The organism is Neisseria dentiae (assembly GCF_014055005.1).
Taxonomy (GTDB): domain Bacteria; phylum Pseudomonadota; class Gammaproteobacteria; order Burkholderiales; family Neisseriaceae; genus Neisseria; species Neisseria dentiae.
Window position 1 is genome coordinate 1159252 of the sequence record NZ_CP059570.1, and the last position, 25083, is coordinate 1184334.

Annotated in this window: 20 protein-coding genes, 1 tRNA gene and 1 pseudogene; 2 read left to right on the forward strand and 20 right to left on the reverse strand. The window is 54.7% G+C overall.

The genetic code is table 11. The features are described from left to right. Positions 1–285 precede the first annotated feature (285 nt). The gene (gene pepD, locus H3L92_RS05455; protein WP_085364798.1) at positions 286–1734 is read right to left on the reverse strand and encodes a beta-Ala-His dipeptidase; all 1449 of its coding nucleotides are present in this window, start codon (positions 1732–1734) and stop codon (positions 286–288) included. Between the two features lie 78 nt (positions 1735–1812). Here pepD and H3L92_RS05460 point away from each other — a divergent pair, with 78 nt between their 5' ends. Both H3L92_RS05460 and H3L92_RS05465 read left to right on the forward strand, forming a co-directional pair. Beyond that, complete coding sequence (locus tag H3L92_RS05460) at positions 1813–2022, forward strand: hypothetical protein (RefSeq protein ID WP_085364797.1); 210 nt, start codon at positions 1813–1815, stop codon at positions 2020–2022. Between the two features lie 227 nt (positions 2023–2249). Continuing rightward, positions 2250–2696: a hypothetical protein gene (locus H3L92_RS05465; protein ID WP_085364796.1), complete on the forward strand. Its 447-nt coding sequence runs from the start codon at positions 2250–2252 to the stop codon at positions 2694–2696. A 156-nt stretch (positions 2697–2852) separates the two neighbouring features. Here H3L92_RS05465 and yfaE read toward each other — a convergent pair whose 3' ends face one another. The 19 genes and pseudogenes from yfaE to H3L92_RS05560 form a co-directional block, all read right to left on the reverse strand. Next, on the reverse strand, positions 2853–3149 hold the full coding sequence (gene yfaE / locus H3L92_RS05470) for a class I ribonucleotide reductase maintenance protein YfaE (protein WP_085364795.1): 297 nt from the start codon (positions 3147–3149) through the stop codon (positions 2853–2855). Between the two features lie 147 nt (positions 3150–3296). Further along, positions 3297–4430 (reverse strand): class Ia ribonucleoside-diphosphate reductase subunit beta, encoded by a 1134-nt coding sequence (nrdB, locus tag H3L92_RS05475; RefSeq protein WP_085364794.1) that lies wholly within the window; start codon positions 4428–4430, stop codon positions 3297–3299. Between the two features lie 103 nt (positions 4431–4533). Further along, positions 4534–5208, reverse strand: coding sequence for a hypothetical protein (locus H3L92_RS05480; RefSeq protein WP_085364793.1), 675 nt, complete (start codon positions 5206–5208; stop codon positions 4534–4536). A 90-nt stretch (positions 5209–5298) separates the two neighbouring features. Next, positions 5299–7578, reverse strand: a complete 2280-nt coding sequence (gene nrdA / locus H3L92_RS05485) for a class 1a ribonucleoside-diphosphate reductase subunit alpha (RefSeq protein ID WP_085364792.1) — start codon at positions 7576–7578, stop codon at positions 5299–5301. Between the two features lie 717 nt (positions 7579–8295). Then, on the reverse strand, positions 8296–9786 hold the full coding sequence (cls, locus tag H3L92_RS05490) for a cardiolipin synthase (protein WP_085364791.1): 1491 nt from the start codon (positions 9784–9786) through the stop codon (positions 8296–8298). A gap of 116 nt (positions 9787–9902) precedes the next feature. Continuing rightward, a complete protein-coding gene (gene ilvE, locus H3L92_RS05495) occupies positions 9903–10901 on the reverse strand; it encodes a branched-chain-amino-acid transaminase (protein WP_085364790.1) in 999 nt (332 codons plus the stop codon). Positions 10902–11351: 450 nt separating this feature from the next. Further along, a tRNA-Asn gene (locus tag H3L92_RS05500) sits at positions 11352–11427 on the reverse strand. Positions 11428–11602: 175 nt separating this feature from the next. Next, positions 11603–11809, reverse strand: coding sequence for a YbdD/YjiX family protein (locus tag H3L92_RS05505; RefSeq protein ID WP_085364788.1), 207 nt, complete (start codon positions 11807–11809; stop codon positions 11603–11605). Beyond that, complete coding sequence (locus H3L92_RS05510; protein WP_085364787.1) at positions 11799–13871, reverse strand: carbon starvation CstA family protein; 2073 nt, start codon at positions 13869–13871, stop codon at positions 11799–11801. Before H3L92_RS05510 ends, H3L92_RS05505 begins: the two co-directional genes overlap by 11 nt. Positions 13872–14232: 361 nt before the next feature. After that, positions 14233–14361: pseudogene (locus H3L92_RS05515) on the reverse strand (CstA-like transporter-associated (seleno)protein); the annotation flags it as partial. 6 nt (positions 14362–14367) lie between these two features. Further along, positions 14368–15221 (reverse strand): IS630 family transposase gene (locus H3L92_RS05520; RefSeq protein WP_115336320.1). Its coding sequence is split into 2 segments (ribosomal slippage): positions 14368–14906 and positions 14906–15221, totalling 855 coding nucleotides; the frame shifts between segments, so codons are not numbered across the junction. A 108-nt stretch (positions 15222–15329) separates the two neighbouring features. Then, complete coding sequence (locus H3L92_RS05525; protein ID WP_085364785.1) at positions 15330–17408, reverse strand: carbon starvation CstA family protein; 2079 nt, start codon at positions 17406–17408, stop codon at positions 15330–15332. Positions 17409–17640: 232 nt separating this feature from the next. Beyond that, entirely contained in the window at positions 17641–18846 is a 1206-nt protein-coding gene (locus H3L92_RS05530; RefSeq protein WP_085364784.1) for a beta-ketoacyl-ACP synthase, read from the reverse strand. A gap of 73 nt (positions 18847–18919) precedes the next feature. Continuing rightward, a complete protein-coding gene (locus H3L92_RS05535; RefSeq protein ID WP_085364783.1) occupies positions 18920–19414 on the reverse strand; it encodes a hypothetical protein in 495 nt (164 codons plus the stop codon). Positions 19415–19479: 65 nt separating this feature from the next. Continuing rightward, entirely contained in the window at positions 19480–20718 is a 1239-nt protein-coding gene (locus H3L92_RS05540; RefSeq protein ID WP_085364929.1) for an NAD(P)/FAD-dependent oxidoreductase, read from the reverse strand. A gap of 53 nt (positions 20719–20771) precedes the next feature. Continuing rightward, on the reverse strand, positions 20772–23114 hold the full coding sequence (locus H3L92_RS05545; RefSeq protein WP_085364782.1) for an MMPL family transporter: 2343 nt from the start codon (positions 23112–23114) through the stop codon (positions 20772–20774). Positions 23115–23130: 16 nt separating this feature from the next. Next, on the reverse strand, positions 23131–23772 hold the full coding sequence (locus tag H3L92_RS05550) for a hypothetical protein (RefSeq protein WP_372338532.1): 642 nt from the start codon (positions 23770–23772) through the stop codon (positions 23131–23133). After that, entirely contained in the window at positions 23760–24794 is a 1035-nt protein-coding gene (locus H3L92_RS05555; protein ID WP_085364780.1) for a beta-ketoacyl synthase N-terminal-like domain-containing protein, read from the reverse strand. The genes H3L92_RS05550 and H3L92_RS05555 overlap by 13 nt, the downstream gene beginning before the upstream one ends. Next, positions 24791–25081, reverse strand: coding sequence for a phosphopantetheine-binding protein (locus H3L92_RS05560; protein ID WP_085364779.1), 291 nt, complete (start codon positions 25079–25081; stop codon positions 24791–24793). The genes H3L92_RS05555 and H3L92_RS05560 overlap by 4 nt, the downstream gene beginning before the upstream one ends. Positions 25082–25083: the final 2 nt, after the last annotated feature.

Here is a 25083-nt window from a genome sequence, read left to right on the forward strand (position 1 = left end):
AGCTGGATTCCCCCCCTACGCGGGAATGACGAAATCTAAGCATTTCAGACGGCCTTACGGTATTTTTGCAAAAGTCTCCATATATAGTGGATTAAAATAAGAATGCCGAAGTAGGGTAAAACGATTCTTTAGCATATCGCCCAATTGCAAGTTTGAATGCAGTTATTTCATTTCGGAGTTTTTATTTGAATTCACTATATAGCGAAACATACATCAAAAGCACCGAGGCCGTCTGAAAAACCCTTTCAGACGGCCTCGATGCTTATCACACTGTTTCTATCGGCATCAAACGCCTTTTGCCAATATGCCCAACAAAATTTCCCAGCATTCACCCACCGTGGCGGTTTCCACACGTTCCCACGGTGTGTGTGCGCCTTCTATGGTGGGGCCGAAAGAAATCATTTCCACATCGGGCAGGCGCTGCTGCATCAGGCCGCATTCCAAACCGGCGTGCAGCACCTCGGTTTTCGGCTCGTGCCCCAAACGGGCGGCAAACACGGGCTGGGCGGCGGCTAACAGTTTCGACGAAGCATCGGGCTTCCAGCCGGGGTAATCGCCGCCGAGCAGCAGCCCGGCGCCGCTTAAAGCCGCAATGGCGGCCAGTTGGCGGCTCAGGGCGTTTTTCGGTGTTTCCAACAACGAACGCATCAGCAGGCAAACGTGCAGCTGCTCTGCGTTGGTGCCGGCCACGCTCAGGCAGATCGAGGTTTCGACCACGCCTGCGAAATCGTCGCTCCAGCGGATAACGCCGTCGGGCAAGGCGCACAGTAAATCCACGGCACGGCGGCCGCTTTCGGTGCTGAACGCAAAGCCGTCATGCGCAATGTTTTCGGCACGGATAAACAGCTTGCCGCCGTGTGCGCCCAATTCTGCGCGCGCCTGCTGCTCGGCTTCGGCCAGCAATGTATGCATCGCACCGGCCTGTTGCGGCGGCAGCACGATTTCGGCGCAGGCTTCGCGCGGAATCACATTGCGCAGGCGGCCGCCGTGCAATGCGGCCAACTGCCAGTCGTCAAGGCCGTCTGAAAGGCGTTTGAGCGTGTCGGCCAACAGTTTGACGGCATTGCCGCGGCCGCGGTGGATATCGATGCCCGAATGGCCACCGAGCATGCCGCCCACGGTGATGCGCCAGCGTTGCCCCGCCGCAGCCTGCTGCATCAACGGCAGCGTCAACTCGGCATCGCGGCCGCCGGCGCAACCCAGATAAATGCTGCCGTGTTCTTCGCTGTCGAGATTGAGCAGATAGCACCCCTGCAAATAATCGGCACGCACGGCGCGCACGCCGCCCATGCCGGTTTCTTCTTCCACCGTCAGCAACACTTCCAGCGGCGGGTGGAGAATATCATCAGCGAAGGCCACCGCCAACGCCATGGCCGCACCGATGCCGTTGTCGGCACCGAGCGTGGTTTGGTCGGCATATACCCAACCGCCTTCTATGCGGGGTCGGATAGGGTCGCGGCTGAAATCGTGTGCCGACTCGGGTGTTTTCTGCGCCACCATGTCGATGTGCGCCTGCAAAATCACCCCGCTTTTTGCAGCCATGCCCTCACCGCAGGCCGGTTTGCGCAAATAAATATTGCCTTTTTCGTCTTGGCGCGCCCCCAGCCCTTTGGCCCGTGCGCGCTCCATAATCAAAGCGGCCAGCGCGGCTTCTTGGTAGGTGGGATGCGGCACGGTGCAGATATCGGCAAACCATTGCCAAACAGGTTGCGGGGAAAGTTGTCGGATAGGCATCAATCAATCCTTCTATAGCGAAACAAAGTGGGTTTCAGACGGCCCTGCCGTATAATGAGCTGAAAACGGAGGACGATAATGGAACGTGAAAAAATTTATTATGCGGCAGTGATTTTGATTTCGGCGGTTTCCATTCTGCTCAGCCCGTTTTTTTATGTACGCCGCACACGCAGGCCGCAAAACGGGCGCCCCGCTGAACGCCGCTGGCGCGCGGTGATTGCCGGCAATATATTGATGGTGCTGGCGTTGCTGGCTGTGTGGTGGTTTTGGCTGCGGCAGGCATTATAGTGGCTTAAATTTACAATAGTACAGCGTTGCCTCGCCTTAGCTCAAAGAGAACGATTTTGTAAGCCGCTGAAGCGGCAACAGAATCGGTTCCGTACTATCTGTACTGTCTGCGGCGGCTTCGTCGCCTTGTCCTATTTTAAATTTAAGCCGCCATATAACGCGCGCCGGTCTTGCCCGTTTGATTTTCAGACGGCATACTGCACACTTCACGTTACGGAAAACAAACCATGAACAATATTACCCGCCTGCTTGCCGCCGCCCTGCTCTTTGCCGGCGCATTATCTGCACAAGCCGCCACGGTTTACGAGTGCATTCAAAATGGTCAGCGCGTTTACACGCAAAACCCCGGCGGCAACTGCCAAAAAGCAGACATCGGCAGAGTCGGCCTTTATTCGGCCTCACCTGCACCCGCCGTCCAACCGCAAGCGCCCGCACAGGAAAGCCGCCCCGAGAACCGCCCTGCCGGCCAAGTACAGCGCCAAGCCGCTCAACGGCAGCTCGAACAAGCACAAAAAGCGCTGGAAGACGGCAAACAGGTGCGCTACGGCAACGAACGGAATTATGTGCGCTACCAACAACGCATCCAAAGCCTTGAAGCGGCGGTTAGCGAAGCGCAGCAAAAACTTGATGCACTGGATAAAACCGACGAATCCACCCCCGAGGCCTCTCGCTAAAGGCAAACCGGCCGGCTCTTGAAAGGCTGCAAATTTAAGCGGTGCTGCAAAGCGCCGCTTAAATTTTTTTAGAAACAAAAAGATAGCAGGAAAGGCAGCGGCATATCAAACAGATTCGGCAAAAGTTTCGGGTTTTGCAAAGCCCCGTGCCTGTAACTATTCCTCAAACAAATCCACATCAAACAAATCCGGTTCCTGCACGCGCATACCGCAGTCCACTTCCACCGCTTCGGTTACGCGGCAACAGCACGGCAGGATTTCGCCCGGCGCGACAAACGCCAGCGGAAAGTTATCGTATTCCACCCTGCCAGACACGATTTTCATGCGGCAAGAGCCGCAATAGCCGCTGCGGCATTGGTATTCGACCTCGTGGCCGGTACGCTCCAGCCCCTCCAGCAGGGTTTCACCCTGCCGAAGCTCGAAACTCTTATCGCGTGTGGTGATTAAAACCATAAAAAATCCGTTTGTGTGTGGCCTGTTTGCCGCATTGTTTTCAGACGGCCTCAATCAATTTGAAAAAGTTGAAAAAGGTTTCAGGCCGTCTGAACATCCACGGCACAATCCGCAGGTTTTCAGACGGCCTGTTTGTTGTGGTGGAAGTTAAAGCTCGAAATCGCCCAAATCGTCGGCATTCACCTCGGCATCAATCTGCCCGATCAGGTAAGACGAAATTTCCACTTCCTGCGGCGCTACCTGCACGTTGTCGGACGACAGCCACGCGTTAATCCACGGAATCGGGTTTTGGGTGGCGTTTTCAAACGCCGGTTTCAAACCTACCGCCTGCATACGCAGATTGGTAATGTAATCAACGTATTGGCTGAGAATTTCCTTGTTCAGGCCGATCATCGAGCCGTCTTTAAACAGATATTCCGCCCATTCTTTCTCTTGCAAGGCGGCTTTTTTAAACAGCTCGAAACATTCCTGCTCCAGCTCGGCAGCGATTTCCGCCATCTCCGCATCGTCTGCGCCGCTGCGCATCAGGTTCAGCATATGCTGTGTGCCGGTAAGGTGCAGGGCTTCGTCGCGCGCAATCAGTTTGATGATTTTGGCGTTGCCCTCCATCAGCTCGCGCTCGGCAAAAGCGAACGAGCAGGCAAACGACACATAAAAGCGGATGGCCTCCAGCACGTTGACGCACATCAGGCACAAATACAATTTTTTCTTCAACTCGCGCAGGCTCACGCGCACGGTTTTGCCGTCGAAACGGTGCTCGCCTTCGCCGAACAGGTTGTAATACTGCGTGTATTCGATCAAATCATCGTAGTAACAGGCAATATCTTCGGCGCGGGCGATGATGTATTCGTTATCGACGATATCGTCGAACACCACCGACGGGTCGTTGACGATATTGCGGATAATATGGGTATAGCTGCGCGAGTGGATGGTTTCGCTGAAGCTCCAGGTTTCAATCCACGTTTCCAGTTCGGGAATCGACACCAACGGCAGCAGCGCCACATTGGGGCTGCGCCCCTGAATCGAATCGAGCAGGGTTTGGTATTTTAAGTTGCTGATAAAAATATGCTTTTCATGCTCGGGCAGGTTTTGGTAATCGATACGGTCGCGCGACACATCGATTTCTTCCGGCCGCCAGAAAAACGACAGCTGCTTTTCAATCAGCTTTTCAAAAATTTCATATTTCTGCTGGTCATAACGCGCCACATTCACCGGCTTGCCGAAAAACATCGGCTCGGTTAAAGCGTTGTTTTTTTCTTTGCTGAATGTGCTGTATGACATAATTAGGTGTTCGCAGGACATGATAGGATTCTCTTTAAAACAAAGTAACATTATCTAAAAAATAAATTGAACTTACATTCATTTTAAAGATAACTTCCAATATTTATGCCTCTTCTTTTTTCCATCTAGCATCAATTTCTTCACAAGCAGCTTCGACATCATTCATCTTTTTCTTATGAGCTTTGGAAGCAGTTGTAGCTTTAGCAGTAGGAATATCAATTAAATAACATTTTTTGGGATCAATAGTTGATTCCTTATTTTCATTTTCTAAATATACTTTCAGCGTAGTTGCAACATAGCCTGCTGACTTTTCATTCAAGGGATGTGTTTTAGAAAAATGAAGTTTAATCGCCCCCTTTATTCGACCTGTTTTTTCATCTTTTAAGATAGCATCGGGACGAATAGAAACATCTACTCCTGCCACTTCCATAATGGATGATTGTGTTTTGTCTATTCTCTCAACTCTTAATCCATCTATATCAATATTGTCTGCAATATCTAAGAATTGCTCCATTGCTTCTGCCGAGGCTCTCTTATCTTGCTGAACAAAAGGAGTGGGGTAGTGATTTTCTCTTAACTCCTGTGCAGATTCTAATAATTTTGCGTCATCAACCATTCCCCCAGCAATAAAATTAATGATACCCTCTCTTGCATCTTGATAACGAGTGGTAATAAATGGCTCTGGATTTTGTTGGTCTTGAATTATTCTTCTACGGCGAGATGGCGTAGCATCTAAATACTCACCTAGTTTATTTAAACTAATCTTTGGCTTCGACATTTTTCTATCTTTTTAAATTGTTGAAATAATTAAATTTTCCTTTTAAACAGCCTCTCAATTTCAAAGGCCGTCTGAAATCTTTCCCTTTGCTTAAATCTTACATGCTCCGCCCACGCAGCCGTCATCTTGGATATCGGTCTGAGTATCGTCGGCACCGTCGCGGGTATTATGGTAATACAGGGTTTTCAGGCCGAATTTGTAGGCGGTGAGCAGGTCTTTCAGCAGCTGCTTCATCGGCACGCGGCCGCCTTCGAAGCGTTGCGGGTCGTAGCTGGTATTGGCGGAAATGGCCTGATCGACAAACTTCTGCATCACGCCCACGAGTTTCAGGTAGCCGTCGTTGGAAGGCATCTGCCACAACAATTCGTATTGGTTTTTCAGGCGCTCGAATTCGGGCACCACCTGTTTCAAAATGCCGTCTTTCGAGGCTTTTACCGAAACCAGTCCGCGCGGCGGCTCGATGCCGTTGGTGGCGTTGGCGATTTGCGAGCTGGTTTCAGACGGCATCAGTGCGGTTAGGGTGGAGTTGCGCAGGCCGTGTTTGACAATGTCGGCACGCAAACCCTCCCAATCGAGATGCAGCTGCTCTTGGCAGATGGTGTCCAAATCCTTTTTGTAGGTGTCGACGGGCAGTTTGCCTTGTGCGTAGGTGGTTTCGTTAAACGCCGGGCAGGCGCCGAATTCTTGGGCAAGTTGCACCGAAGCTTTGAGCAGGTAATACTGAATCGCCTCAAAAGTGCGGTGGGTTAAGGCGATGGCGGAGTCGTCGCTGTATTTCACGCCGTTTTTGGCCAGATAATAGGCGTAGTTGATCACGCCGATGCCTAACGTGCGGCGGTTCATGGTGGCGTGGTAGGCGGCTTTGACGGGATAGTCTTGATAATCGAGCAAGGCATCCAGCGCGCGCACGGCCAAATCGGCCAAGCCTTCGAGTTCGTTCAGGTTTTCCAGCGCGCCGAGGTTGAAGGCCGACAGGGTGCACAGGGCGATTTCACCGTTTTCGTCGTTGATGTCGTTTAAGGGCTTGGTCGGCAACGCGATTTCCAAACACAGGTTGGACTGGCGCACCGGTGCCACTTTCGGGTCGAACGGGCTGTGGGTGTTGCAGTGGTCGACGTTTTGGATGTAGATGCGGCCGGTGCCGGCGCGTTCCTGCATCAACAACGAAAACAGCTCGGTGGCGGGCACCACGCGCTTGCGGACGGCGGGGTCTTGCTCGTATTGGGTATAGAGGCGCTCGAACTCGTCTTGGTCGGCGAAAAAGGCGTCATACAGGCCGGGCACTTCGTGCGGTGAAAACAGAGCGATGTCGCCGCCTTTAATCAGGCGGGTATAGAGCAGACGGTTAATCTGCACGCCGTAATCGAGATGGCGCACGCGGTTGTCTTCTACGCCGCGGTTGTTTTTCAGCACCAGCAGGCTTTCCACTTCGATATGCCACAAGGGGTAAAACAAGGTGGCCGCACCGCCGCGCACGCCGCCTTGCGAGCAGGATTTAACGGCGGCCTGGAACATTTTGAAGAACGGGATGCAGCCGGTGTGCTGCGCCTCGCCGCCGCGGATTTCGCTGCCCAAACCGCGGATGCGGCCGGCGTTGATGCCGATGCCCGCGCGTTGGGAAACGTATTTCACAATGGCGCTGGTGGTGGCGTTGATGGAATCGAGGCTGTCGTCGCACTCGATCAACACGCAGCTCGAAAATTGGCGCGTGGGCGTGCGCACGCCGCTCATAATCGGCGTGGGCAGGGAAATTTTGAAGGTGGAAACGGCATCGTAAAAGCGTTTCACATAATCGAGGCGGGTGGCTTTCGGGTATTTGGCAAACAGGCACATCGCCACCAATACATACAGAAACTGCGGGGTTTCGTAGATTTGGCGGGTAACGCGGTTTTGCACCAGATATTTGCCTTCGAGCTGCTTGACTGCGCCGTAAGAAAAGGCCATATCGCGATCGTGGTCGATATAGGCATTCAGTTCGTCGAACTCTTCGCGGCTGTAATCGGCCAGCAGGTGGCGGTCGTATTTGCCTGCTTCGGTGAGCTTGGCAACATGGTCGTAAAGGTGGGGCGGCTCGAATTGGCCGTAGGCGATTTTGCGCAGGTGGAAAATCGCCAAGCGGGCGGCCAGGTATTGGTAATCGGGCGTTTCCTGAGAAATCAGGTCGGCTGCGGCCTTGATGATGGTTTCGTGGATGTCGTCGGTGCGGATGCCGTTGTAAAACTGGATATGCGATTTCAGCTCCACCTGCGATACGGAAACATTATTCAACCCTTCCGCCGCCCAGTTGATCACGCGGTGGATTTTATACAGGTCTATTTCTTCCAAACGCCCGTCGCGCTTGGTTACTTTCAGGTTGGTGGGTGCGTTCATCGGCTTATCCTAAAATTGGGCAAAAACACAAGATACGGTAGTGTTGCGTTGAGAGAGACACAATATACTGTATTTCAAAAAACACTACCAGTCTTGACAAGCCGCTTGCGATGACGTTCTGCCCACCCATTACAACCGCACACGCCGAGAACGAATCCGCTTGTCGGTTTGTGCTTGAAGCCCCCTCAAAAACAGTTTGCCGCCGCAAAACAATATCTTGCCTGGCGATAAGAATGTCTCGCAACAAGCCCCCTGCCCTGCTGCAAACCGGCCGTGCAAAAGTATATAACGAAACAAAATGATTAACTCGAAGAGAACGATTTTGTAAGCTGCTACGGCAGCAACAGAATCGGTTTCATGCTATCTATACAGGGCGCCAGTTTGTAAATAAATGTTAATTTACACTTTATATAGCATCAGTGTTGCACTTGTTAACCAAACTTGAGGCCGTCTGAAAACACGTTGCGTAGTTTCTGCGCAACGTGTTTTCAGACGGCCTGAGACCTTTGCAAAAAACCAATTTAAACTTGAAAACGTGTGTATCTCGTCATTCCCGCGTAGGCGGGAATCCAGTGTAGTTTTCACAAGCCATTGAAATCCAAAATCAGTTAATTTTAAAAGACCGGATTCCCGCCTACGCGGGAATGACGATAATCGGGTGTTTCAAATGACCCAAACAAATTTTGCAAAGGTCTCACCCTCAATATCATTTCTGCATCACAACAACGGACTCATCAGGCGCACGGTGTTTTCCACCAGCCCCCACCATCTGGCGCGCTGCTGCCAGCCTTTTATGCTCACATAACGGCTGCTGCCCAGATATTGCTGCTGCAAATCAATCACCTGGCCGGTGATGGTTTTATCGTAAACCGCCAGGCTGATTTCAAGGTTCAGAAAGAAGCTGCGCATATCCATATTCACCGTGCCGAAGAGCGTGTAGCCCTCGTCGATGGTCATGGTTTTGGCGTGCAGCAGCCCGCCTTCAAACAGGGCGATTTTCACCCCCGCTTTCAACAACATGGGGTAATAGGCGCGCGATGCGTAGCGCACCATCAGCGAATCTACTTTGGCCGGCAATATCAGGGTAACGTCCACCCCGCGCTTGGCGGCGGTGGTGAGCGCCATCAGCAGCGGATCGTCGGGCACGAAATACGGCGTGGTGATGACGATTTTGCGGGTGGCGGAATAAATGGCGCTGATAATGGTCTCGTAGATTACCCGTTCACCCTGGTCCGGCGCCGATGGTATCACTTGGGCGGCAACATTGCCTGCGCGCATTTTGTCGGGCAGCATGGCGGGGATAATCTCGGTGTAACCGCTCAAATATTGCTGCACGCTGGCCAGATTGCCATCATTTTCTACCGCCAAGTCGGCATAAAACACGGCCGTCATTTCCAGCACCATCGGGCCGGTGCAGCGCATCATCACGTCCACCCATTCGCCCACACCCGAGTTTTGTTTGAAAAAACGCGGATCAACCAGATTATAGCTGCCGGTGTAACCGATTTTTTTATCGACAATCAAAATCTTGCGGTGGTTGCGCAAATCGCTGCGGGTAAACAGCGTGTGCATCGGCCCCACCGGCAGCGCAGCGTGTACTTCGATGCCGGCAGCACGCAGTTTTTCTACCCAGCCGCTGTTGAAAAATCCGTGGCTGCCCACCGCATCGGCCAACACCGCACAATCCACCCCCCGCTCTGCCGCTTCGATTACCGTATTGAGCAGCGTTTCGATTCTGCCCTGCGGGTCGATGATGTAAAACGCCAACAGGCACGACTGTTCGGCCGCGCGTATATCGGCCAACATGGCATCAACGATTTCGTCGGTGGTGGAAAGCAGCGTCATGGCGTTGTTGCGGGTGGCACCCAAGCCGGTGGCATCCGCAGCCACTTTGGCAATACCCCGGTAACGCGGGCGGATGTCGTTGGTAACGTCTAAATCGATATCGGCCAGATAACGCTCGGCAAACTCGCCGTAGAAGCGGTTCATCTCAGCCGCCCGCTTGGCACGCGCCAAACCGAGGCGCGGTTCGCCCAACATCAGATAGGCAATCACACCGAACAGCGGAAACATAAACAGGATAATCAGCCACGCAAACGCCGTGCCGGTGTTGCGTTGTTTGTAAAGCACGCGCACCACGCAGGCCAATGCGGCGGCGGTGTGCAGATAGAGCAGAATCTGCCCCCAGGGAATTTGAATATTATTCATTAATTAATCATTCGGGTTGCGTTGATGGTTTCAGACGGCCTGATGCCTGCTACACAGACCAAAAGGCCGTCTGAAAGTTTGGTATTTTTCAGACGGCCGCTTTATGCCAACAAACCTTATGCCACTTTAACCAACCAACCGTAACGGTCTTCGGCCAGGCCGTATTGGATATCGGTAACCGCTTTACGGATGGCGGTGCCGCGCTCTTGGCCGGCAACGGCGATTTCTTTGCCGCCTATCACAAAAGAAGTAACCGGAGAGATCACCGCCGCCGTGCCGGTTAGAATCGCTTCCGCACCGTTTTCCACAGCTTCACGCAGCTCTTCTACGGTGAAATTGCGCTCGCTGATTTGATAGCCCATGTCGCGCGCCACTTTCAACACCGAATCGCGGGTTACACCGTGCAAAAATTCGCTGGTTAACGGCTTGGTGATGATTTCATCGCCCTTAATCAAAGCAAAATTTGCCGCCGCCGTTTCCTGCACGTCGCCGTTCGGGCAGAACAGCACTTGGTGCGCACCGTGTTCTTCGCGTGCTTTGGTTACCCACGGCAACGCCGAAGCATAGTTGCCGCCGCATTTCACACGGCCCATATGCGGGGCACAGCGCATATGCTCCGTTTCCACCAAAAGCTTCATCGGCGAACCGGCTTTAAAATAATCGCCCACCGGAGAGGCCAAAATATATAGAACGGCATTGTCCGAACCGGCCGCCGCCTTACCGATAACCGGATCGGTGCCGATTAAAGTCGGGCGCAAATACAACGAAGCGGGTGCATCGGGGATTTCATCAGCGGCGCGCGCCACCAGTTCGATCAAGGCATTGCGAAAAGCCTCGGTTTCAGGCACGGGCAGACTCAACAGTTTCGCACTCTGCTGCATACGGGCGATATTCGCATCGGGACGGAACAACACAATACTGCCGTCTTGCTGGCGGAAGGCCTTCAAACCCTCGAAGCATTCGCTGCCGTAATGCAGGCAGTGCGCACCGGGGGTCAGTTGCAAATTATCGGAAGGCTGCCAGCGCACGCCCTGCCATGCGCCGTTTTCAAAAGCCAATACCGGCATATCTTTATGGAAAACGCTGCCGAATACGGCGGGAACTTCTCTTGCCATGATGGATACTTTCGGGTGGTTGATGGTTATATATGAAAAAATATGAAAAATACTCTTTGGCTGCCCGCTTGGCAAGCCCCGTAAGCATGATATTGCAGACACGCTGAGAAAAAGGCCGTCTGAAAACGAAACAAACGAAATTTCAAGTATAGTCAGCCAACCCAAGAAAAACCATAAGTCATTCTCCGGTTTGATCCGAGTATCTCAAAACAGGCAACGATTAGGTTAAACCACCGACAGGCTTGTGAAGCGGATTTTTGAGGAAAAATCTGCAGATACCGGGCAAAAAGCACAGCAAGATTGGACATCTTGTGCGTATTTTTAATGCCGCAGATGCGGATTCCAACCAAAACACCACCGCAACGCCCTCGACAACACGCTCTAATACTTTTGCCAAAAGCAGATGAAGCAAAACCGCCCAAGTTTAAATCACTTGGGCGGTTTTTTATTTGGCTCCCCGACCTGGGCTCGAACCAGGGACCTGCGGATTAACAGTCCGTCGCTCTACCGACTGAGCTATCGGGGAAGAAGCGTGCATTATAGCGCGACTTTGGAAAGTGTCAATATTTTTACGCCGTTTTTTTCACTGAAAATATCAATAAATTGAATTGTAAAAACATTTAAACGATGCCAGTTGCAGGCCGTCTGAAAAAAACACCCCGAACAAAACCGTGCGGGGTGTTTTTCCAACCAAAGATTATTCAGCAACAACGACCGCCGGAAGCACCGCTGCGGCGCTTGCTGCAATAATCTTGAAACTGCAACTCAGTCATCACCGGTGCATTGGGGTTATGCTTGCGTTGCCGGGCCACATAGTTTTGATAGTCCGGCATTCCGGCCATCAGGCCGGCGGTAAGGCGGGCGGTTTTCCAAGCACGCTTGATGCGTTGCAACAGGTTAGGATTCATTTTGCTGAACCTCGTTACGGTAAACAGGCGGAACTTCTTTGGCGGTGGGCCAAGCCACTTTACGCGCTTTCAGGGCAACACGCAATCCGTATACGGCCACGATTACCACTACCGACAGGAAAATCACGGTCAAACCTGAGTTTACATAGTCGTTGAAGGCGATGCGGCTCATTTGGGCGAGATCTTTGGCGGGAGCCAGCACTTCGCCGCGCGAAGCGGCTTCGTTGAATTTGGCCGCGTGCGACAAGAAACCGATTTTCGGATCGCTGTGGAACAGTTTTTGCAAGCTGGCATAGCAGGTTACAAACAGCAGCAGCAGTGCGGGCACCAACGACACCCATACATAGCGTTCGCGCTTCATTTTCACCAACACCACACTCACCATAATCAACGCCACGCCGGCCAGCATTTGGTTGCCGATACCGAACAGCGGCCATAAAGAGTTGATGCCGCCCAAGGGATCGGTTACGCCGGTGTAAAGGAAGTATCCCCACAAGCCTACGGCCATCAAGGTGGCAATCAGGTTGGCAGGCAGGCTGTCGGTATTACCGAAAGGTTTGATGAAAATGCCGCCTAAATCTTGAATCATAAAGCGCGCCACGCGGGTGCCCGCATCAACGGCGGTTAAGATGAACAGCGCTTCAAACAAGAGTGCGAAGTGATACCAGAAAGCCATCATGCCGGGGCCGGAAATCAGCTGGCTCATGATATTGGCCATGCCGACCGCCAATGTGGGGGCACCGCCTGCGCGGGAAAGAATAGTATGCTCGCCCACGTCTTTCGCCATTTGCAGCAAGGTGGCTTCTTGCACGGGGAAGCCCAACTGGTTGGTAATCACTTGTGCGGCATTGGCGGCATCGGTGCCGATCAGCGCGGTGGGGCTGTTCATGGCGAAATATACGCCGGGGTCGAGCGAAGCGGCAGCGGCCAGCGCCATAATCGCCACAAAGCTTTCCATCAACATGCCGCCGTAACCGATCATGCGCACATGGGTTTCGTTTTCAACCATTTTCGGCGTGGTGCCTGAAGAAATCAGGGCATGGAAACCGGAAACGGCACCACAGGCGATGGTGATAAACAGGAAGGGAAACAGGTCGCCCGAGAATACGGGGCCGGTGCCGTCGATGAACTTGGTTACCGCCGGCATCTGCAAAGCGGGGCCGACAATCACGATACCGATAGCCAATGCGATAATCGTGCCGATTTTCAGGAAGGTGGAAAGATAATCACGCGGGGTCAGCAGCAGCCAAACCGGCAATACGGCGGCTACGAAGCCGTAAATCATAATGGCCCAAGTGAGCTGCACGCCGTCCATATCGAAAATATGGGCAAACGAGCTTTGCGCCACGTCTTCACCGAACACAATCGCGCACATCAGCAGGATAAAGCCGACAATCGAAATCTCGCCGATTTTGCCGGGGCGGATGTAACGGGTGTAGATACCCATAAACAGTGCAATCGGAATGGTGGCGGCGATGGTAAATGTGCCCCACGGGCTGTGTACCAGCGCTTTGACCACAATCAGCGCCAACACGGCCATGATGATAACCATAATCATCAGAATACCGATGGATGCAATCACGCCGGCCACCGTGCCCAGCTCCTGTTTTACGATATCGCCCAGCGATTTGCCGTCACGGCGCATCGACACGAATAGCACCATCATATCTTGAACGGCACCGGCGAATACCACGCCGAAGATAATCCACAGCGTGCCGGGCAGATAACCCATTTGTGCGGCAAGCACCGGACCGACCAGCGGTCCCGCACCGGCGATGGCGGCGAAGTGGTGGCCGAACAATACGCCTCTATGGGTGGGCACATAGTCCAAACCGTCGTTATGCCGCTCGGCAGGGGTAAGCCGGTTGGCATCGAGTTGCGCTACGTTTTTGGCAATATACAGGCTGTAAAAACGGTAGGCGATGCAGTAAACGGAAACGGCGGCGATAACCATCCATACCGCATTAACCTGCTCGCCGCGACTCAGGGCTAATGTGGTAAATGCGGCTAAACCGACCAATACCACAATGCCCCACAGTAGAAACGATTTAAGCTGTTTCATAAAGACCTCACGGGGTTGTTGAGAGTGGATAAAATAAATTTAAAACTTGGAAGCTCGTTAATAAAAATGTAATGTGATGTAATATTTTATGAAGCAGCGCAAGACTAACATATTTGTACAAAATGATGTGGGGTTTTAACAAAAAGAAATGTAGCCTGTTTGAGTCAGGTCAAAATCGAAATGAATAAAACCCTGCTAAAACTAAAATGCCACAGAAATATTGCGAGACAATAATTTGATGTTTGCCGAGGCCGTCTGAAAACAGTATCCGCAGCCGACGGTTTCATAAAGCAGCAATGAAAAATACGCGGCAAAAAAACACCCCGCATCCAGCGAGGTGTTTGTTCGGCATGAACCAGCATTAACAGCAGCGGCCGTTACGCCTGTTGTGGCAATAGTCGAGAAACTCGGATTCGGTCATCACCGGAGCGGCGGAGTTATGCCTACGCTGCTGCATAACGTAATAATCGTAATCCGGAATGCCTGCCATATATAGTCAATTAAAATAAGAACTACGTAGCAGTGCAGTCATAAAATCTCCCACGGCAGGTAAAACTTTCCGCAAATGCTTTTTAATATTCGCCCATACCTTTTCAATCGGATTAAGCTCGGGTGAATAAGGAGCAAGGGGCAATACTTTATGTCCCTGCTTCTGCGCCATTTCAGTCAAAACCGCCATACGGTGGAAACGGGCATTGTCCATAATGATGACGGATCTCTCCGTCAGTTCGGGCAGCAGCATTTGCTCAAACCATGCTTCGAACAGGCTGCCGTCCATGGTGCCACAATAGGTCATGGGGGCAATCAGGCTGCCTTTACCTTGGATTTGTGCCGCAACCAATGAAATACGTTGGTATTTTCTGCCGCTGATTTGTGCTTTGACGGGTACGCCTTTTTTCGAGTAAGCGTAAGGGCGGTAAAAAAAGGTGTCGAACCCTGTTTCATCAAGAAAAACTGCTTGATAGTCAGTATATTGGCTCAATGCTTGTTGATAAGCGGCTACTTGTTCGGGTTTTTGTTCTTTGTATGTGGTGGTCTTTTTTTTCGTGTGATGCCCATGACTTTGAGCAGGTAGCTGACATTTGGGGCGCTGCACCCTAAATGTTCTGCGATTTCGTGCAGGTAGGCATCAGGATGCTGTTCGAGATAGTCTGAAAGCTGTTGCCTGTCTATTTTTGTGGCATTACCACCTTTGACTTGATGCGCCAGTGAACCTGTTTGTTCATAGAGTCGCAGCCAACTGCTCAGCGTTTTGTCGCTGATACCATATACACGGCAGACTTGGCTTGCATTTTGGCATTGCCGGTAATATTCGATTGCTTTTTGTCGGAGTTCTATCGGGTAGGCCATTTTTTTCTGCTGGTAAGGGGGAGTAAAGTTCGGAATTCTTATTTTAATTCACTATAGTAGGCGAAAATACGAATCTTTTTACAAAAGGCTTTCAGACGGCCTGCATTATCAGCTTTGTGCTTCATGGGTTTGCACCTCGTTGCGGTAAACTGCGGGAACCTCCTTAGCGGTAGGCCAGGCAACTTTCCGCGCTTTCAAGGCCACTCTCAAACCGTAAACCGCGATAAAAAGCACCACGGCGAGAAACGCCACCGCCAGGCCGGAATTGACATAATCGTTAAGCACAATCTGATTCATCTGCGCCAGATCTTTGGCCGGCGCCAAAATTTTTCCGGCTGCGGCGGCTTCGCGATATTGCGCCGCATGGGCGATAAAGCTCACGCGCGTATCAGATTCAAACAGTTTTTGCAGGCACGCCACGGTGGTAACTACCAAAAGGCCGAGAGCCGGGATAAGCGATACCCACACAAAACGGTCTTTTTTCATTTTCACCAACACCACGCTCACCATAATCAAAGCAATACCGGCAAGCATCTGGTTACCGATGCCGAACAGAGGCCATAATGAGTTGATGCCGCCCAACGGATCGGTTACGCCTGTGTAGAGAAAATAACCCCACGAACCCACGGCCAGCACGGTAGCAACCAAGTTGGCGGGAATATTGCCGGAATTACCCAACGGTTTGATAAAAATACCGAGCAAATCCTGATACATAAAGCGTGATACGCGGGTACCGGCATCAACGGCGGTAAGAATGAATAATGCTTCGAACAACAGCGCAAAGTGATACCAGAAAGCCATCATGGTTTCGCCGGGAATCAAACGGCTCATGATATGTGCCATGCCCACCGCCAGCGTAGGAGCACCACCCGCACGGGAAAGAATGGTATGCTCGCCCACTTCGCGTGCCGTATTGGCCAGCGTGGCAGCATCAACCGGAATCTGCAAATGGGTGGTGATGGCTTGCGCCGCCGTGGCCGGGTCGGTTCCGATCAGCGCGGTGGGGCTGTTCATGGCGAAATATACGCCGGGGTCGAGCGAAGCGGCAGCGGCCAGCGCCATAATCGCCACAAAGCTTTCCATCAACATGCCGCCGTAACCGATCATGCGCACATGGGTTTCGTTTTCAACCATTTTCGGCGTGGTGCCTGAAGAAATCAGGGCATGGAAACCGGAAACGGCACCGCAGGCGATGGTGATAAACAGAAAAGGAAACAGCTTGCCGGAAAACACCGGGCCGGAGCCGTCGATGAAGTGCGTTACGGCAGGCATACGCAGCTCAGGCCCTACTATGATAATGCCAAACGCCAGCACCATAATCGTGCCGATTTTCAGGAAAGTAGAAAGAAAGTCGCGCGGGGTCATCAACAGCAATACCGGCAGCAAAGAAGAAATGGTGCCGTAGGCCATCATAAAAATAGCCAGTTGCACGCCATTGAGGTCAAACCAGTGCCCGATAGAGCTTTGCGCCACCACATCGCCGTAAATCACCGCCAGCATCAGGGCGATAAAGCCGACAATAGCGATTTCACCGATTTTGCCGGGGCGGATATAGCGGCTGTAAATGCCCATGGTCAGCGCAATCGGCACGGTAACGACAATGGTGAACGTGCCCCACGGGCTGTGGGTTAGTGCCTTCACCACAATCAGCGCCAGCACGGAAGTGATGATGATCATAATCATCAAAATACCGATAGAGGCAATAATACCGGCAGTGGTGCCGAGTTCCTGCTTCACAATGTCGCCGAGCGATTTACCGTCGCGGCGCATCGACACAAACAGCACCATCATATCCTGCACCGCACCGGCCAATACCACGCCGAAGATAATCCACAACGTGCCGGGCAGGTAACCCATTTGCGCGGCAAGCACCGGGCCGACCAGCGGCCCCGCGCCGGCGATGGCGGCAAAGTGGTGGCCGAACAATACGCCCTTACGGGTAGGCACATAATCCACACCGTTGTTATGGCGCTCTGCCGGCGTCATACGCTCGCTGTCCAGCTCAAGGATGTTTTTTGCGATGTAAAGGCTGTAAAACCGGTAAGCAATACAATATACAGACACAGCGGCAACAATCATCCACACCACATTCACATGTTCGCCGCGATGCAGGGCCAGTGTGGTAAAGGCTGCAACGCCAACCAATACCACCAAGCCCCAAATTAGAAACGTTTTCAGCTGTTTCATGGCGCTTCCTTACTAGATTAACAATTTCAACATAAAATAAAACTAAATAAAAAATTCAATCAGATAAAAATGAAAATTTATTTAACTGTTTTTTAAATTACGCGAAATATTAACATATTCATAAAATAAGGATGCGCGCTTTTCCGCACTATGTTGCAGGTTGTTGCTTTATATCAAACAGGTTGAAATCTTAACAAAACACTTTTTTCTACTTTTAATTATCCGTCAAATATTATTCACTGATGATAACTACCGCATTACTGCCGCCGAAAGCAAACGACGAGCTGGCGCCTATGCGGCGGCCGTGCGGCCAGCGGCTTTCGCGGCCGGTCAGGCCGATGCGCAGCAGGGCTTCGTCGGCCGTGCCGTCCCACAATTGCGGCGGCAGCCTGCCCTCGGGGTTGTATTCGCGGCTGACCATACCCCAGAGAAAGGCGGCCTCAATCGCGCCGGCGGCGCCTAGGGTGTGGCCGGTAAGCGGTTTGGTGGAGGTGCAAGGCGTGGTGCTGCCGAACACTTCGTTCACGGCGATGCTTTCCATGCTGTCGTTATGCTGCGTGCCGGTGCCGTGCAGGTTGATCCAACCGATGTCGACCGCACGCACGCCGGCATGAGTTAAGGCCGTTTGAAATGCCTGCACCGCGCCCAAACCGTCGGGACGGGGCGACGACATATGATAGGCATCGCTGCTGGCGCCGTAACCGAGCAGCGGCAGGCCGTTAGAAAAACCTGCTTCGCGCGTCATCACGAATACGGCGGCGGCTTCGCCGATATTGATACCGTCGCGGTTGGCCGAAAACGGATTGGCCAGCCCGTCCGAGAGCACTTCCAGCGAAGCGAAGCCGTTGATGGTTAACGGCGACAGCGTATCCGCCCCGCCGCACACCACGGCATCGCACAAACCCGCGCGCAGCAGGCGGGCGGCGCTGATCAGGGCACGCGCCCCCGATGTGCAGGCTGTGGAAACCACATAATTCAGGTTTTTCAGGCCGTACACTTCGGCCACGAATTCCGCAGGCGCATCCATTCGCTGCTGCGCCTGCTTGAACGTTACTTCCTGCCACGCCGCACCCTGCGACACCTGCCGGAACATTTCGATGTTTTCATCTACGCCGCTGGTTGAAGTGCCCAACACAACGGCTACCCGCCCCGCACCGAAACGTGCTTTGGCTGCCTCGATTTGCGGTTCGATTTGCGCCAGCGCGTGCCAAAGCAACTGGTTGTTGCGGCTGCAAAACAAGGCGGGCAAATCTTGCGGAAACGGCCGCAGCCCGTGTTGAACCGCCCCGAAAGCATAGGTTTTGCCGTTAACCCATCGGTCGGAAAACGTTAACGGCGAACCGGCGGCAGGGTTCAACAGGGCATCGATATGCCCGGCCAAGCCGTCGCCCAATGCGCTGGTGACGGCGGGAGGTGAAAGATAAACGGGTGTGTTCATATATATATTTTTAATTGGTCAGATAATCGTCCGGCACGGTGCGGCGCATAACGGCCGCCGTGCAAACGGCGGATTAGTCCCGAATCGGCACCACCGACCATTTCGTTTGGTCGGGAAACGTTACCAACCAGCCGTTCCCGGTTTGCGCGCTACACCACAATGTGCGGCCCTTTTGGCTGAAACATTCGCCGTTTTCGGCACGGCTGCGCTGCAAGCCCAGGTAAACCGCCGCGCCGTCGGCGGCAAACAGCGGCAGCATGGCGGCAAACAGGCGGCGGGCGGAGGCGTTGGGCATCACGAAGCCGTCGTTGCGCCAGCCTTTTTTGCTTAACACCTGCCGCGACAGCGGCGCGCCCAGCGGATCGGTTTGCACGAAGCGCACGCCGTCTGCCCCCTGCTCTACCGCCAGCAGGCTGCTTTGAACAACATTGCCTGCGGCATCGCGCTGCTCGAGCTGGAACCAGCCGCCGCCGCTTTGAAACTGCGGCAGCGTTTGCGGTTTGGGCACGCCGCTACTGCACGCGGCGAGCACGAATGCGGCGGTTAAGGCAATCAGGTGTTTGTTCATATCCAACTCCTCTTTCAGACGGCCTGAAACGGTTTTCAGGCCGCAGGCCGGTTAAACAAAACGCATCAAACCAGCGCCTGCCTGCCCACCATCGCGGCAAGCGCGTCTAAGCGGCGGGCGTGTTTTTCCACGAACGGGTTGGCCGTATCCCACGCATAGCCCGCCAGAATCGACGAAATCATGCGGCTGATGTCGGCGCTGCGGTCGGGCGCGTAAATGGCGTCCTGGAAGCGGGTATCATACCAGCCCGTTACATAAGTGCGGAACGTATCCACGCCCTGCATCAGTGGTTCGGCAAACTCGCGCTGCCAGTCGGCTTCGCCGCCTCTCAGCTGTTTGGCCAGCAGGTCGGCCGCCAGTTTGGCCGAGTGCATGGCGATGGTTACGCCCGACGAAAACACCGGATCGAGAAACTCGGAAGCATTGCCCAACAGCGCAAAACGCTTGTCGTATAAAGATTTCACGTTGGCCGAATAGCCTTGTATGCTGCGGAACGGGAATTCGTTTTCCCACACCGCGTTTTCCAGCACTTCGGCCAGCATCGGGCATTCGAGCGCAAATTTTTTCAGCACGGTTTCCGAATCGCCGGCCAGTTTGTCGAGCGTGCCGACCACGCCGATGGAACAGCGGTTGTCGCCGAACGGAATCGTCCACAACCACACGTCGCGGTGCTGCGGGTGGGTGGTGATCAGGATTTTGTTGCGGTCGAATTTCGGGTTGGTGATGTTGTCTTCGATGTGGGTGAAGTGGGCGATGCGCGGCGGCAGGTCGGAAGGCGTTTCCAAGTCCAACAGGCGCGGCAGCACGCGGCCATAGCCGCTGGCATCGAGCACGAAACGGGCGTTCAGGCGATAGGTTTCGCCACCGTCGGTTTCCACGCTTAACACCGCCTCCTCGCCGCTGCCGTCAAACGCGGTGACGCCGTGGCCGAAACGCACTTCCACACCCTGTTTGGCCGCTTCGTCGATCAGAATCTTGTCAAACAACGCGCGGCGTACTTGAAACGTGGTGCCCGGGCCGTCTGAAAACTTATCGGTGAAATCGAAATAAGTGTAGCGGCTGCCCCAAGTGAACGCCGCGCCGTTTTTAAACTGAAATGAAGGCTCGGCTTCTACCGCTGCTAAAAAGCCCGCTTCTTCAAGCATTTCCATACAGTGCGGCAACAGGCTCTCGCCGATAACGAAGCGCGGAAAATGCTGCTTTTCCAGCACGCACACTTTGAAGCCTTTTTTGTTGAGCAAGGCCGCCGCCACCGAGCCGGAAGGGCCTGCGCCGATCACGGCGATATCGAATTGATGATTCATTTTTGATTCCCAATTAACAATACAACATTTTAATTTTAAAAACATTCTTCAAATTAATCTTTCAACAGCCAACCCGCCAGCCACAGGTTCAACACCGTGCCCACCGCCACGGTGATGCCGAAGGCCGCTACGGCGGGCGTGCTGCTCATGCCCAGCAGCACGAACGAAATGCCGGTGGTGAGCGCCGCCAGCAGCATACCGCCCAAACGTGCGGGAGCGATATGTTTGGCGGCGACGGCATAAACCGCATAATCGACGCCGATGGCGGAAACCAGCAGCAGGCCGAACATGGCGAACAGACTGACGGGAATGCCCGCCCAGCCCAGCACCGCCACCGTGGCCACGGCGGCGGCCAGCGGCACCGCCAGCACCGTGATGCCTCGCCTGATGCCGAACATACACCACAACAGCAGCAAGGCCAGGGCATAAGAAGCCAGTTTCAGCCAGGCCGCCTGATTGCGGGTGTGGTGGAACAATTCGTTCAGATGGCTGCGCTTGTCTGCCCAATGCACGCCTGCCAAGCCTTTGATGCCCGCCTGAACCGCCGCCCCATCGTTTAAGCCGTTCAGGCGGATAACCGAGGCGAAACGGCCGGGGGCGGCCTCACCCAAATAAAGCGGCCGCCAGGCTTCGGCCAGCGCGGGTTTGAGGCCGTCTGAAAGTGTGAGCGGCTGCAAGGCGGCGGCTTGGTTCAAAGCATTGCGCACGGCTTGGCGAGGCACGCCGATTTCGCGCATCGGCTGCCAGTTTTCCGGCAGCTTCGCCAATTCGCGCAGGCGGTTTTGCAGTTTCTGCTGCTCTGCCGCCGGCAGCAGCCATTGGTCGAGCGACTGGATGCCGGCCAGTTTCTGCTGCGCCGCCAACGGCTGCAAAACGCGGCCGACTTCGGCGTTTTTCTGCAACAATTCATCTTCGCTGCCGGCTTCCACCACCAGATAACGGCTGCCGAAATCGGTGCCGGAAAGCTCGCCGATTTTCTGCGCTTCGGCCAGCATCGCCGGCGGCATATTCACCCATTGGCGGATATCGTCGTGCCAGTTGCTGCGCCACAGCCCCACCGCCAGCAGTATGCCGCCCACCAGCCACCAGCCGCGGCGGTGCAGGCGGATTTTCATGCGCGCCGACAAGGCATACAGCCGTTCCACCAGGTCGGTAAACGGCACGCTTTTAGCTTGGTAGCGCGCAAACAGCGGCGGCAGCCACAACACGGTGGCGCCGAACGCGCCCAACAGCGCAAAACCGGAAAACACCGCCGTCTGCCGCAACACCGGCAAGGGCGTGAACCACAGAAACGCATAACCCGCCACCGTTATCAGCAGGCTCACGGCAAACGTGGGCAGCACATGGCGCATGGCAGGTTCGGCCTGCCAATCGTGGCCGTCTGAACGCGCATAACGGTGTGCCACCGTGCCGAACACCGAAGGCGCCAGCCAATGCAGCGGAAAATCCACCAACATCCCCACCAAACTGGTGCCGATCACGATGGTGAGGATATGCACTTGGCCGAACATCAGTAAAGCCGCCGCCAGCCCGGCGAGCATACCCGCCGCCAGCGGCAGCGCCAGCCAAAACACGCGCACGCTGCGGAACACCCACCACAACAGCGCAAAGGTAAGCAGCAAACCGGCCGCACTCATCAGCCGGCTTTCGCGCTCGGCGGCCGCTTTCGAGGCGGCGGCAAACACCGCCCCGCCCGCGCTTAACGTTTCCACCCCGTTTTTCGCGGCCAGCCCGCGGCTTTGCTGCAACAGCGGCAACAGATTATCGCTGCCGTTGGCGAGGTTGTTGGCTTCGGGCAGTTTGCCGCGCAACCACACCCAAGTTTTGCCGCTATCGTCTTCGGTGAACAGCATGCCGTTGTCGGCGTTCCACTGCAAACGGCTCTGCGGTTGGGCGCGTTCGGTGACGAAACGGCCGAAACCCAGCCAATCCTGCTCCAGCGGCAAAGGCGAAGGGGCGGCAAACGGGTTGACCGCCGCTTCGGCGCGTTCCTGAAAATAACGCTTCGGCTCTTCAAACAACAGCCGCCGCTGCTCGGGCGGCAGCACCGCCAGCCCCAAACGCCGCACGTCGGCGCGTACCGCTTCCAAATCGGGCGAAACGCTGCTGTCCACCGCGGCAAACACTTGGCTTTTGCGCCATAAAGCGGCGATTTCCGAGGCCGTCTGAAACGCTTTTTCCGCATCGGTGCTGCCCGCGAGCAACACCACCTGCGAATTCAACTGCGCCTCCACCGCCTTATCCGCCGCCTGCAACAACACATCCGGCCGCTCTTCCTGCGGCAGTAAAGCGGTGAGGTCGGTTTGCAGCCATTGCGTGGCGGCCACGCTGTAAACCGCAAAACCAAGCAGTAATACCATCAATGCGGTGTAAATACGGCGTATGGTAAGGTGCATGGGCTTCCTCCTGTTTTCAGACGGCCTCAAGCCGTTGCAGCCAATCGGCAACGCCTTGCCAGTATGTGCTGTTTGCGCCCGGGGTTTGCGTGATGTTTAACGGGTCGGCAATCCCTTGTTGCCCCTGCCCGCGGGCATATTCCAACAAAACCCATATGCTGCCCTCCCAGCCGCCCTGCCCTTTGGGCTGTTCGTAACACCAGCCCACGGCAATCCGGCGTTCTGCGTGCAGGCTGGCGGCGGCAAGGCGCAGAATCTGCGTCCATGATTCGGGGCGGTTGTCTGCCGCCAGCACCAGCGATGCGCCGCGGCTGCCGAGCGCCTGGGCGGCGTGGAAAGCGGGGGCGTTATGCAGGTTGGCAATAAAATCGAACGGCATGGCGGCATGGTGGTTGAGCACGTTATCGGTCATTTTTTCAAACAGCGACGGCGACGAAAACGGCGTAGCCACATAAACCGCACAGTCTTCGCACACGGCGGCACGGCTGCGCAGGTTGCAGGCACCGAGCGCGGCGAGCAGGCTTAAGCGGCTGAAACGGCGGCCATCGATGCCGGTTTGCTGCTGCAAGGCTTGTTTGAGCGTTTTGCCGCTAACCGACGGATCGCTGTCGAAACGGGCGGCGGCGGTGATGTTTATATTGCGGGTTACCGTGTCCATTGCCATACCATGGCGGTGTTGCTGCCGCCGAAGCCGAAGTGGTTGCTTAAATAAAGGCCGTCTGAAAACCCAATGCGCCGCCCGTTGCTGTCTGCACCTTCACCCTTATGCAGGGCTTCGGCCAGCAAGGCGGTTTCGATTGCGGCGGCGGCACCAAGGGTGTGGCCGGTTTGGGGTTTGAACGCCAACAGGGGCGGCGGGGTGCCGAACACATTATGTAGGGCTTGCCATTCGGCCGCGTCGCTGTCGGCGGTGCCGATGCCGTGGGTTTTGACGGCGCGCACGGCGGCGGCATCGGTTTGCGCGGCAGCCAACACCCGCCGGATCAGCGCTTCCTGCGCCCCGCCGTCGCTCTGCACCAAACTGCCGCTGCCGGTGTTGGCGGCGCAGGAGCGCAGGCGCAGGTTGGAACCGGCGGGCTTGTCGGCACACAACGCCAGCGCGGCCATGCCTTCGCCCAAAATCAGGCCGTTGCCGCCGAAGGGCCGGTAGTGTTCGGCAAACAGGTTCAGGCTGTGAAAATGCAGCAGGGTGAGGCGGTTGAGGCTTTCCAAGCCGAGCACGAACACGCGCCGAGAGCCGGGCGCCGAGAGTTGGTTATGCGCCTGAATCAGGGCGTGCGCCGACGATGTGCAGGCGGTGGCGATGCTGAAAATATCGGGGTTGCCGCTGCGCGCCTGCAAATCGCGGGCAAGATAAAGCAGATTATGGCCGGATGCGTTTTGGTCGGAATAAAGGTTTTCGCACTCCGACATCAAATACGAACTCGATCCGATAAACACCGGCGCATGGTGCCAGCTTTCAGACGGCCAGCCGGCACTCTCTGCGGCGCGGCGCAAATGCGCTTCGGCCAAATCGGCAACGTCGGCGCGGCTCAGGCTGGTTTCGGCAAAGGCACGGTAATATTTCGCCTGCTGCGCCTGATGCAGAAAGGTGAAGCCAAGCGTTTCTGGCTGTTGCCGTGCACAGCCGCTTTGCGGATTGAGCGCGCACGTAACCGCCTGCCCGCAAAGATAAGTCATGCGCCGTGCTCCGAACGCACGAAGGCGGCCAAATCACGCACCGTCGTCATGTGTTTGCGCACCATGCGGTCGCCCTGAAGCCGCACTTGGAAATACTGCTGCAAGGCCACGGCGATTTGCAGCGCATCGAGCGAATCCAAGCCGACTGGGCTGCCGTCGCCGAACAAAACCGCATCGTCGGCAAAATCGGCCAAGTCGATTTCGTCGGCTTTGCCCGAGGTTTCCAAAATCAGCTTTTTCAATTCGGTTTCCAGCGCTTCGGGCGCCAGCGTAAAGGTGTACGACATAA